21 protein-coding genes are annotated in these 10349 nt (G+C 48.9%); all 21 read right to left on the minus strand.

Annotated features, from left to right (window positions below; genetic code table 11):
- Positions 1–4: 4 nt before the first annotated feature.
- The 21 genes from KK062_RS11890 to rplP all read right to left on the minus strand — a co-directional run bounded on the left by KK062_RS11890 (position 5) and on the right by rplP (position 10249).
- On the minus strand, positions 5–994 hold the full coding sequence (locus KK062_RS11890; RefSeq protein WP_254084518.1) for a DNA-directed RNA polymerase subunit alpha: 990 nt from the start codon (positions 992–994) through the stop codon (positions 5–7).
- A 29-nt stretch (positions 995–1023) separates the two neighbouring features.
- Positions 1024–1629, minus strand: coding sequence for a 30S ribosomal protein S4 (gene rpsD / locus KK062_RS11895; RefSeq protein WP_254084519.1), 606 nt, complete (start codon positions 1627–1629; stop codon positions 1024–1026).
- A gap of 80 nt (positions 1630–1709) precedes the next feature.
- Complete coding sequence (rpsK, locus tag KK062_RS11900) at positions 1710–2108, minus strand: 30S ribosomal protein S11 (RefSeq protein ID WP_254084520.1); 399 nt, start codon at positions 2106–2108, stop codon at positions 1710–1712.
- Positions 2109–2127: 19 nt separating this feature from the next.
- Positions 2128–2508: a 30S ribosomal protein S13 gene (gene rpsM, locus KK062_RS11905; protein WP_254084521.1), complete on the minus strand. Its 381-nt coding sequence runs from the start codon at positions 2506–2508 to the stop codon at positions 2128–2130.
- A gap of 58 nt (positions 2509–2566) precedes the next feature.
- The gene (rpmJ, locus tag KK062_RS11910; protein ID WP_254084522.1) at positions 2567–2683 is read right to left on the minus strand and encodes a 50S ribosomal protein L36; all 117 of its coding nucleotides are present in this window, start codon (positions 2681–2683) and stop codon (positions 2567–2569) included.
- Positions 2684–2696: 13 nt separating this feature from the next.
- Complete coding sequence (infA, locus tag KK062_RS11915) at positions 2697–2915, minus strand: translation initiation factor IF-1 (protein WP_073141607.1); 219 nt, start codon at positions 2913–2915, stop codon at positions 2697–2699.
- Positions 2876–3688: a type I methionyl aminopeptidase gene (map, locus tag KK062_RS11920; protein ID WP_254084523.1), complete on the minus strand. Its 813-nt coding sequence runs from the start codon at positions 3686–3688 to the stop codon at positions 2876–2878. Before map ends, infA begins: the two co-directional genes overlap by 40 nt.
- Positions 3689–3696: 8 nt before the next feature.
- A complete protein-coding gene (gene secY, locus KK062_RS11925) occupies positions 3697–5013 on the minus strand; it encodes a preprotein translocase subunit SecY (RefSeq protein ID WP_254084524.1) in 1317 nt (438 codons plus the stop codon).
- Positions 5013–5459, minus strand: coding sequence for a 50S ribosomal protein L15 (rplO, locus tag KK062_RS11930; RefSeq protein ID WP_254084525.1), 447 nt, complete (start codon positions 5457–5459; stop codon positions 5013–5015). The genes secY and rplO overlap by 1 nt, the downstream gene beginning before the upstream one ends.
- A 1-nt stretch (position 5460) precedes the next feature.
- Positions 5461–5640 (minus strand): 50S ribosomal protein L30, encoded by a 180-nt coding sequence (rpmD, locus tag KK062_RS11935; RefSeq protein ID WP_254084526.1) that lies wholly within the window; start codon positions 5638–5640, stop codon positions 5461–5463.
- Positions 5641–5645: 5 nt separating this feature from the next.
- On the minus strand, positions 5646–6164 hold the full coding sequence (gene rpsE, locus KK062_RS11940) for a 30S ribosomal protein S5 (protein ID WP_254084527.1): 519 nt from the start codon (positions 6162–6164) through the stop codon (positions 5646–5648).
- A gap of 10 nt (positions 6165–6174) precedes the next feature.
- The gene (gene rplR / locus KK062_RS11945; RefSeq protein WP_254084528.1) at positions 6175–6525 is read right to left on the minus strand and encodes a 50S ribosomal protein L18; all 351 of its coding nucleotides are present in this window, start codon (positions 6523–6525) and stop codon (positions 6175–6177) included.
- 40 nt (positions 6526–6565) lie between these two features.
- Positions 6566–7117, minus strand: coding sequence for a 50S ribosomal protein L6 (gene rplF / locus KK062_RS11950; protein ID WP_254084529.1), 552 nt, complete (start codon positions 7115–7117; stop codon positions 6566–6568).
- Positions 7118–7132: 15 nt separating this feature from the next.
- The gene (rpsH, locus tag KK062_RS11955) at positions 7133–7531 is read right to left on the minus strand and encodes a 30S ribosomal protein S8 (protein ID WP_254084530.1); all 399 of its coding nucleotides are present in this window, start codon (positions 7529–7531) and stop codon (positions 7133–7135) included.
- Positions 7532–7683: 152 nt separating this feature from the next.
- Positions 7684–7953: a 30S ribosomal protein S14 gene (rpsN, locus tag KK062_RS11960; protein WP_254084531.1), complete on the minus strand. Its 270-nt coding sequence runs from the start codon at positions 7951–7953 to the stop codon at positions 7684–7686.
- 1 nt (position 7954) lies between these two features.
- A complete protein-coding gene (gene rplE / locus KK062_RS11965) occupies positions 7955–8512 on the minus strand; it encodes a 50S ribosomal protein L5 (protein WP_254084532.1) in 558 nt (185 codons plus the stop codon).
- Positions 8499–8849, minus strand: coding sequence for a 50S ribosomal protein L24 (rplX, locus tag KK062_RS11970; RefSeq protein WP_254084533.1), 351 nt, complete (start codon positions 8847–8849; stop codon positions 8499–8501). Before rplX ends, rplE begins: the two co-directional genes overlap by 14 nt.
- Positions 8850–8852: 3 nt before the next feature.
- Positions 8853–9221: a 50S ribosomal protein L14 gene (gene rplN, locus KK062_RS11975; protein WP_254084534.1), complete on the minus strand. Its 369-nt coding sequence runs from the start codon at positions 9219–9221 to the stop codon at positions 8853–8855.
- A 112-nt stretch (positions 9222–9333) separates the two neighbouring features.
- Entirely contained in the window at positions 9334–9600 is a 267-nt protein-coding gene (rpsQ, locus tag KK062_RS11980; protein WP_254084535.1) for a 30S ribosomal protein S17, read from the minus strand.
- A gap of 28 nt (positions 9601–9628) precedes the next feature.
- Positions 9629–9826, minus strand: coding sequence for a 50S ribosomal protein L29 (gene rpmC, locus KK062_RS11985; RefSeq protein ID WP_254084536.1), 198 nt, complete (start codon positions 9824–9826; stop codon positions 9629–9631).
- Positions 9827–9829: 3 nt separating this feature from the next.
- The gene (rplP, locus tag KK062_RS11990; RefSeq protein ID WP_254084537.1) at positions 9830–10249 is read right to left on the minus strand and encodes a 50S ribosomal protein L16; all 420 of its coding nucleotides are present in this window, start codon (positions 10247–10249) and stop codon (positions 9830–9832) included.
- Positions 10250–10349: the final 100 nt, after the last annotated feature.

Here is a 10349-nt window from a genome sequence, read left to right on the forward strand (position 1 = left end):
GTTCTTAGTCTTCTTCAAGTTTATACTTAGCCAGATCCATACCGAAGGTAAGGTTCTTTTCCGCTACGAGTTGTTCCAATTCTGCCAGCGACTTCTTACCGAAGTTCCGGAACTTCATCATGTCCGAAATTTCGAGTTGCACCAGGTCGCCCAGCGTCTTCACGTCAGCTGCTTTCAAGCAGTTGTACGCGCGTACCGACAGATCGAGGTCGTGGAGCGGAGTCTTGAGCAGCTTGCGCATATGCAGCATCTCTTCGTCTACCTGCTCAACTTCTGCATCTTTACCTGTTTCGAGTTCCATCGACTTGTCCGAGAACAGGGCGAAGTGTTTGATCAGGATGTACGCTGCACCTTCCAGGGCCTTCTCAGGGTGGATGGAACCATCTGTTTCGATATCAACAACCAGCTTTTCGTAGTCGGTCTTTTGCTCTACGCGGGTGTTTTCTACGCTGTACTTCACATTCTTGATCGGCGTGAAGATGGCGTCAATCGGAATGAAACCGAATACTTGCTCCGACGGCTTGTTTTCTTCCGCAGGAAGGTATCCACGGCCTTTCTCGATCGTCAGTTCGATCTCGAAATGCGCAGTCTCATCCAGGTTGCAGATAACATGATCCGGGTTCAGGATCTCAAAAGCAGAGGTAAACTTAGCGACGTCGCCAGCCTTGAACTGCTTTTGCTTCTTGATATTTACAGTGATCTTATTGTCAAAATTATCAGCAACCTTCTTGAAACGAACCATTTTCAGGTTCAAGATGATTTCGGCTACATCCTCTACTACACCTTCAATGGTCGAAAACTCATGCAATACGCCAGGGACTTTGATCCCGGTGATGGCATAACCTTCCAGAGAGGACAACAGAATTCTTCTCAGCGCATTGCCAATCGTAACTCCATATCCTTTTTCCAGAGGCTTGAATGTGAAGAGTCCGTGAAAATCATCAGACTTTTCCATTACAACCTTCTCTGGCATTTGAAATGCTAATATTGACATAGTGTAAGTGAGTTGATTAACTGTATGTATTACTTCGAGTACAATTCAACGATCAATTGCTCGTTGATGTTTTCGGGGATATCCTCGCGTGGCGGCAGGTTTATCAGCTTGCCGGTCATTTCGCTGTTATCCCACTCCAACCAGTTGTACTTTTTGGCGCCGCCGATGGAAAGGCTGTTCGTCACTACTTCCAATGACTTGGAACGCTCACGAACGCTTATCGTATCGCCGGGTTTCAGGGCGTATGAAGCGATGTTCACTACTTCGCCGTTTACCAGAATGTGTTTGTGCAATACCAACTGACGAGCCGCGCGGCGCGTCGGGGCAATGCCTAAGCGGTATACTGTGTTGTCCAGGCGACCCTCGAGGAGTTGCAGCAGGATGGCACCCGTAACACCTTTTTTACGAGTCGCTGTATCGAACAGTTTCGCAAACTGTCTTTCCAGCAGACCGTAGATATATTTTGCTTTTTGCTTTTCGGCCAGCTGTGTAGCGTATTCCGATTGCTTGCGCTTCTTGCCGCGACCGTGCTGACCAGCGGGATAGTTTTTCTTTGAAAGCGCTTTGTTGTCGCCGAGGATGGGCTCGTTGTAACGACGGGAAATTCTTACTTTGGGGCCAGTATATCGTGCCATTCTGTATAGATAGATTTAAACTTGGGCCGACAGTGTCCGGGTATACCGGGGTCCCGTCGGCCTAAATCATTAGTTAAAAATTATACTCTTCTTTTCTTGGGAGGACGGCAACCGTTGTGCGGCAGCGGCGTAACGTCGCGGATTGCCATCACTTCGATACCGGCGTTCTGGATGGTACGGATAGCCGACTCGCGACCTGCACCCGGACCTTTTACGAACACCTCTACTTTGCGAAGACCCAGCTCGAATGCTTTGCCAGCGCAGTCTTGTGCGGCTGTCTGAGCAGCGTACGGAGTGTTCTTTTTCGAGCCTTTGAAGCCCATTTTACCAGCAGACGCCCAGGAGATAACCTGGCCGGTCGTATTGGTTACGGAGATGATCACGTTGTTGAACGTAGCGCGGATGTGCACCTGGCCTACGGCCTCAACGTTTACAACTCTCTTTTTTGCTTTGTCTTTTCTTTTGTCAGCGGTTGCCATGTATCGAACAGTTTACCGATTAACCTTTAGTTGCCTTCTTCTTATTCGCTACCGTCTTACGCTTACCTTTCCGGGTACGAGCGTTGTTCTTGGTAGTTTGTCCACGCACGGGCAGGCCCTTGCGGTGACGGAGTCCACGATAACATCCGATGTCCATCAGACGCTTGATGTTCAGCTGAATCTCAGACTTGAGAACACCTTCGATGCGGAATTTCTCCGCAATGATCGAACGAACTGCGTTTGACTCCTCATCGTTCCATTCCTTTACCTTCTTGTCGGGGCTAATCCCGGCTTCGGCAAGGATATTTTGAGCGGACTGGCGGCCAATACCGAAAATATAGGTAAGGCTAATTTCGCCGCGCTTGTTATCAGGAATATCTACACCTGCTATACGTGCCATTTGTATGATTTATCGTTATCTGTTATGCTTTCTTTTCTATGCGACCGTCGAACCACGATTAGCCTTGTCTCTGCTTGTAGCGTGGGTTCTTCTTGTTGATCACATACAGCTTACCGTTACGTCTGATGATCTTGCAGTCAGCGCTACGCTTCTTGATGGATGCTTTAACTTTCATGTCGTTCTATAGTCTACTTGTATCTGAATACAATTCTTCCTTTTGTCAAATCGTAAGGTGACATTTCCAATCGTACTCTGTCGCCTGGTAAGATCCGGATGTAGTGCATCCGCATTTTCCCAGATATATGGGCCAACACTTCATGCCCATTTTCTAACTGTACCCGAAACATTGCGTTCGACAATGCTTCGCTTATAGTACCATCTTGCTCAATTGACTTTTGTTTCGCCACTTATAGGTATAATTTGCTTCTATATATTCGTGCGTCGTCAATATCTCCGTTCTGTCCTCATGCACGGCTATCGTATGTTCGAAATGCGCCGAAGGCTTTCTGTCGGCCGTCCGGATCGTCCATCCATCGCGCTCCTGCACCACATTCTTGGTACCGAGGTTGATCATGGGCTCAATCGCGAACACCATTCCCGCAGCAATCTTCACGCCTTTACCCCGCTTGCCATAGTTTGGCACTTCCGGGTCTTCGTGAAGGCTCTTCCCCACACCGTGTCCTACCAGCTCGCGGACAACGCCGTATCCGAAGCTTTCTACGTAGGTCTGAATGGCCGATGCCACATCTCCTATCCGGTTGCCCGCCTTTGCTTCGTCAATACCCTTGTAGAGGGACTCTAACGTGCGCTCCAGCAGCAGCAGTGTTTCCGGCTTGACCCCTTCGAGGGGATAGGTATAGGCCGAGTCACTGTGATAACCTTTGTAATATACGCCGCAATCTACAGAGATTACATCCGTTTCGCGCAATTCATAGCTCCCCGGGAATCCGTGCACCACAACCTCGTTTACCGAGATGCAGAGCGAGGCGGGAAAACCATGGTAGTTCTTGAACGACGGAACACCACCCTGGTCGCGTATATACTCTTCAGCTACCTTATCCAACACCGAGGTCTTCACACCAGGTTTTATCAGCCTGGCTATCTCTCCGTGAGCCTTTCCCAGAATCTGGGCACTTTCACGGATTAAGACGAGGTCCTCTTCAGTCTTTAAGTGAACCATTCAGCTTTTTAAGCCGCAGCAAATTGAGAACGTCCTTTCACGCGGCCCGACTTCATCATACCTTCGTAGTGTCTCATCAGCAGGTAGCTTTCGATCTGTTGGAGTGTATCCAGTACAACCCCTACAAGAATCAACAGCGACGTGCCACCAAAGAACTGTGCGAAGTTCTGTCCCACGCCAGCACGTACGGCAAATGCCGGCAGTACTGCAATCGCGGCCAGGAATAATGCGCCAGGCAACGTAATCCGTGATAACACGGTGTCTATAAAATCAGCCGTTTGTTTACCAGGTTTAACACCTGGGATAAAACCGCCGTTTCGTTTCAGGTTATCGGCAATGTCGTTCGAGTTGATCGTGATTGCCGTATAGAAGAATGTAAAGATCAGAATCATGAGCGCAAACACGAGGCTGTATTGCCATGAGTACGGATCAGAGAATGTCGAACCAATGTATGCGCCGAGGTCGCTGTCGCTCCACAGACCTGCTACCAGGGCTGGAATGAACATCAGGGCTTGCGCAAAGATGATCGGCATAACACCCGCTGAGTTTAACTTCAGCGGAATGAAGTCGCGCTTGCCGCCGTACAGTTTGTTACCAATCACTTGCTTGGCGTACTGAATCGGAATGCGACGAGTCGCTTGTGTCAGGGCGATAACCGCTACGACGATTCCAAACAGGGCGAACAGCTCTACAATGAAAAAGATTGCTTTGCCCGGGAATTTATCGGTCAGTTCCGCGGCCAGGGCCAGGGGGAGACGCGATACGATACCGATCATGATCAGCATCGAGATACCGTTACCAATGCCTTTGTCTGTGATACGCTCGCCGAGCCACATACAGAACATAGTGCCGGCAATGATCAAAACAAGGGAAGTGACGTAGAACATAACGCCGGGCGCGATAATCACGGCCGGATCGATAGTGCCTTTGAGGTAGCTATAACCCTGGAAGATCGTAATGAAGATCGTCAACACACGGGTTAACTGATTCAGACGTTTCCGACCAGACTCACCTTCTTTTTGCAGCTTCTGGAAATACGGCACAGCAAATGTGAGGAGCTGCACAATAATAGAAGCCGATATGTACGGCATGATGCCCAGCGCGAAAATTGACGCGTTGCTGAAGGCACCACCCAGGAAGTTGTTCAGATATCCGAGAATCCCGCTGCTATTGGCCTCGCGGTCCAACAGGTTGGGGTTGATACCCGGAAGAACAATATACGACCCAAGTCTGAAGATAACGAGGAACCCGATTGTGTTCAGGATCCTGACTCTCAGGTCTTCGATGGAGAAGATGTTTCGAATGGTCTGAATGAAACGTTTCATTATTTCACCGTTGTGGCTGTACCGCCTGCCTTTTCAATAGCTTGTGTTGCCGATGCAGAGAAAGCGTGTGCTTCCACTGTAACCTTGGCCTTCAATTCACCCCTACCCAATACTTTCACTTTGTCATTCTTGCCTACGAGACCGTTCTCGATAAGCACTTGCAGTGTCAAAGCGCCAGTGTTGGCTTTTGATGCAACGCCTTCCAGTATGTCGAGGTTAATGGCTTTGAAATACTCCTTGTTGTTGTTCTTAAAACCGAATTTAGGAACACGACGCTGGAGGGGCATCTGGCCACCTTCAAAACCTGACTTCTTCGCATAGCCAGAACGAGACTGGGCACCTTTGTGACCACGACCGGCAGTGCTACCGCCAGAGCCTTGACCACGACCAAGTCGTTTATTTGTCTTTGTTGAACCTTCTGCAGGTTTCAGTGTATGCAGCTTCATCTTACAGCTCTTTTACGGTGATCAAATGATTCACTTTGCGAACCATGCCAGCGATCTGAGGAGTGAGCTCCACTTCTACTGACTTGTTGATTCTGCCCAGGCCCAACGCCACCATCGTGCGTTGTTGCGTCTCGGGTCTTTTAATCATGCTACGGGTCTGAATGATCTGTACTTTTGCCATGACGCTTAGCCGTTAAATACTTTGGACAATGAAACACCTCTGTTTTTAGCGACAGTGTACGCATCACGCATGGTCGTAAGTGCTTTGAAAGTAGCCTTCACCACGTTATGCGGGTTAGACGAGCCTTTCGACTTAGCCAATACGTTGTGAACACCGGCACTCTCAAGCACAGCACGCATCGCACCACCGGCGATAACACCTGTACCAGGCGAAGCGGGCTTCAGCAGTACGAATCCACCACCGAATTTACCGATTGATTCGTGCGGCACAGTGCCTTTAATGATCGGCACTTTCACCAGGTGCTTTTTCGCGTCGTCGATGCCTTTGGTGATAGCATCCGTTACTTCATTGGCTTTACCAAGTCCGTAACCTACTACACCATTACCATCTCCTACTACTACGATCGCTGCGAAGCTGAACCGGCGACCGCCCTTCACCACTTTCGCAACACGCTCAATGGCTACTACACGCTCCTTCAGGTCGATTTCGCTGGCTTTTACAGTGCTAATATTGCTTACTGACATATTTCAGTTCTTAGAATTTTAAACCACCTTCTCTGGCACCTTCTGCCAAAGCCTTAATATTTCCGTGATACAAATATCCGTTGCGGTCAAACACGATAGTATCAATACCGCTGGAGATGGCTTTTTCAGCGATCTTCTTTCCAACGTTCTTTGAACTCTCGATATTCAACGCCGTCTTCTCGCCCAGCTCGCTGGTTGAAGCAGCAACCACGGTTACCCCTTTCAGGTCGTCGATGATCTGTACATACAAACCACGGTTACTTCTGAACACGGATAATCTCGGTCTCTCGGTAGTGCCGCTCAATTTCTTGCGAACACCAGCCTTGATTCTCGCACGTCTTTCTCTATTCTTGCCTGCCATAGCTTTCTATGCTCTATGATGCTTTAGTGTCTACTTAATTTTATTTAGAAGCAGCTTTACCAGCTTTTCTGCGTACAAACTCACCAGTGAAGCGAACACCTTTACCTTTGTAAGGCTCAACTTTACGAAGCGACTTGATTTTGGCTGCTACCTGACCCATCAGTTGTTTGTCAATGCCTTCCAATATGATGGTCGGGTTTTGACCTTTTTCCTGTTGGGTCGTTACTTTCACTTCTGAAGGCACTGCCAGGAACACGTTGTGCGAGTAACCTAAGCTAAGCTCCAGTACGTTCGACTGGGCAGCGGCTTTGTACCCCACACCCACCAGCTCGAGCTGATGACGGTAGCCTTTCGATACACCTTCTACCATGTTCGCGATCAATGCGCGGTACAGACCGTGCATGGCCTTGTGACGTTTCTGCTCGGTAGGACGCTGAACAGTCACTTCGCCGTTTTCCTGCTTGATGATAAAGTCAGGATCTACAGCCTGGTGAAGTTCACCCTTCGGGCCTTTCACGCTTACTTTGTGGTTAGCAAAGTTGAACGTTACGCCAGAGGGAATTGAAACGGGTTTATTTCCTATACGTGACATTGCTCTTTTCCTTTATTAGTAGACGAAACACAGTACTTCACCACCTACGTTCAGGTTGCGAGCTTCCTTGTCTGTAATCACTCCTTTCGAAGTAGACAGGATCGCCACACCCAAACCGTTGAGTACGCGGGGCAGCGCATCCGCGCCGCGGTAATCACGCAAACCAGGAGAGCTGATACGCTCCAGCTTGGTGATGGCGGATTGCCGGGTTTCCGGATTGTACTTGAGGGCAATCTTAATGTTACCCTGGCGGTTGGCCACATCTTCGAACTTGTAGTTCAGAATATAACCCTTGTCAAAAAGAACCTTCGTGATTTCTTTTTTGAGGTTGGATGCAGGGATCTCCACTACACGGTGGTTGGCCTTTATGGCGTTCCGTAACCGGGTTAAGTAATCTGCTATCGGATCAGTCATTTTATTTTCGTCCTTTTAATTAAAAAGCAAGCCCGTGTTTTTTCAAACCGGGCTGCAAAGATATATAACAATTTATATTATCCAAACTGTTACCAGGTTTCTCCTCAGGGAGACCAAGATACTCAGCAACCAATATGTTGAGACGCAGGCGCTTACCAGCTAGCCTTTGTTACACCGGGTATTTTACCGGCAGACGCCATTTCGCGGAAAACGTTACGACAAATACCGAACTTGCCGATATAACCCTTCGGACGACCGGTCAGTTTGCAGCGGTTGTGAAGACGAACCGGTGATGCATTCCGCGGCAGTTTGTCCAGGGCGGCGTAATCGCCAGCCTCTTTCAGGGCCTTACGCTTTGCAGCGTAAGTAGCAACCAGCTTCTCGCGCTTGGTCTGTCTTGCTATTACTGATAATTTTGCCATACTAGTTGTTATTTTTATTGGCAAAGGGCATACCGAATGCTTTCAGCAGCTCAAAGCTCTCTTCGTCTGTTTGGGCAGAGGTTACGAACGTAATGTCCATACCGCTGATTTTGTTAACCTTGTCGATTGCGATCTCCGGGAAGATGATCTGCTCTTTTACACCCAGCGTGTAGTTGCCACGACCATCAAAACCTTTGTTGTTCACACCGCGGAAGTCCCGTACACGGGGCAGGGCGATGCTCATCAGGCGATCCATGAATTCGTACATTTTGTCGCCGCGCAACGTTACGCGCACACCGATCGGCATGTTTTCACGGAGCTTGAAGTTCGAGATCGCCTTCTTCGACTTGGTTGACACCGCCTTTTGGCCGGTGATCGTGCTGATTTCTTCCAGCGCCGCATCGATCAACTTCTTATCGGTTACGGCTACGCCCATACCTTTGTTGATGCAGATCTTCTCGATCTTCGGAACCTGCATGATCGATGTATATTCGAATTTCTGCTTAAGCGCAGGGACAATCTCTTTCGAGTACTTGTCCTTTAATCTAGGAGTTGCCATTTGTTATAAAATCTCCGGTTTTCTTAGAATATCTCTGCAGTTTACCTTTGTCGTTCGCCTTACGGCCTGTACGGGTAAGTTTACCCGAGCCGTCGATGAGTTGCAGGTTGCTGATGTGGATAGATGCCTCAGTCTTGTTGATTCCGCCTTCAGGCTTGCCTGCAGACGGCTTCGTGTGCTTCGTCACAATATTTACGCCTTCAACAGTAGCGCGGTTCTTCGAAGTCAAAATCTCGAGTACCGTACCTTCTTTGCCTTTGTCGTCGCCGGCGATAACACGTACGCGGTCACCCTTACGGATGTGCAGCTTTACTTTTTGTGTGTTTGTCTTTTCCATGGCTTAAATAACTTCAGGTGCCAGTGAAACAATCTTCATAAATTGCTTTTCGCGAAGCTCACGTGCCACGGGACCGAAAATACGGGTTCCACGGGGCTCGTCCTGGTTGTTCAGCAACACGGCAGCATTATCTTCAAAACGGATGTATGATCCGTCTTTTCTTCTCACTTCTTTGGTGGTCCGTACAACAACCGCTTTGGTGACAGTTCCTTTCTTCACCTGGCTGCTGGGCATGGCAGACTTTACAGTCACGACAATCTTGTCGCCAACGGAAGCGTAACGTCTTCCTGTGCCGCCCAGTACGTGCATACAAAGCACTTCTTTGGCTCCGCTATTGTCAGCTACAGTAAGTCTGGATTCGGTGCGTATCATAATTTTTTATCTTCTATTCAGTTTCTCTTAATAAGCCTCTGAGCTGTTCAGATTATACTCTCCGCGATATCAGCAGCCTGCGATGGCAAGCCAATTCCACGAACAGAAAACCTTATTTAGCCTTCTCGATGACTTCTACCAGTCTCCAGCGCTTATCCTTGCTCAGGGGACGAGTCTCCATGATGCGAACGGTATCGCCGATACCTGCGGTGTTCTCTTCGTCGTGAGCCTTGAACTTAGTTGTCCGGTTCACGAATTTACCGTAGATCGGGTGCTTCACTTTCCGGTCAACTGCAACAGTGATGGTTTTCTGCATCTTGTTGCTAGTCACTTTACCGATTCTCTCTTTGCGTTCGTTACGCTCTGCGTTAAGTTCCATAACGTTATGTCGTTATTGGTTGAAGTTATTATTTCGTTGCGTTCTGCTTAACTGTCAGCTCGGTATTGAGGCGAGCGATCAGCTTGCGGGTCTCTTTCAGCTTCATTGGGTTTTCCACCGATGAGATCTGATGCGCAAATTGCATTTTACGCAGCGCTTCCTTCTCAGAGCCGATCTTTTCTTTCAGCTCGGCTACGTTCAGTCCTTTAATTTCAGTTGCTTTCATGGCTTATTCTGCGTAGTCAGGTCGAACTGTAAACTTAGTTTTGAACGGCAGCTTGCCTTCAGCCAGTTTCAGGGCTTCTTTGGCAGTGGCCAGGTTCACACCACCTGCTTCGAACAGGATTGTGCCAGGCTTCACAACAGCTACCCAATATTCCGGGGCACCTTTACCCTTACCCATCCGCACTTCAGCAGGCTTGCGGGTAATTGGTTTGTCGGGGAAGATCCGGATCCACACCTGACCTTCACGCTTCATGGCGCGGGTCACGGCGATACGGGCCGCCTCAAGCTGACGAGCTGTAATCCAGCCACCTTCCAGCGATTTCAGTGCAAAAGATCCGAAGGCGATGGAGTGACCACGTGTCGCGATACCTTTCACGCGACCCTTCTGCATCTTTCTAAATTTCGTTCGTTTAGGCTGTAACATGGTTGCCTGACTTTATACGTTCGTAATTGATAATTAACCGTTTCTTCTAGGGCCACCGCCACCGCGGTTACCACCACCGGGACGTCCACCACCACTATCG

Origin of the sequence: Dawidia cretensis (assembly GCF_018598175.1) — a bacterium.
GTDB lineage: Bacteria > Bacteroidota > Bacteroidia > Cytophagales > Cyclobacteriaceae > Ohtaekwangia > Ohtaekwangia cretensis.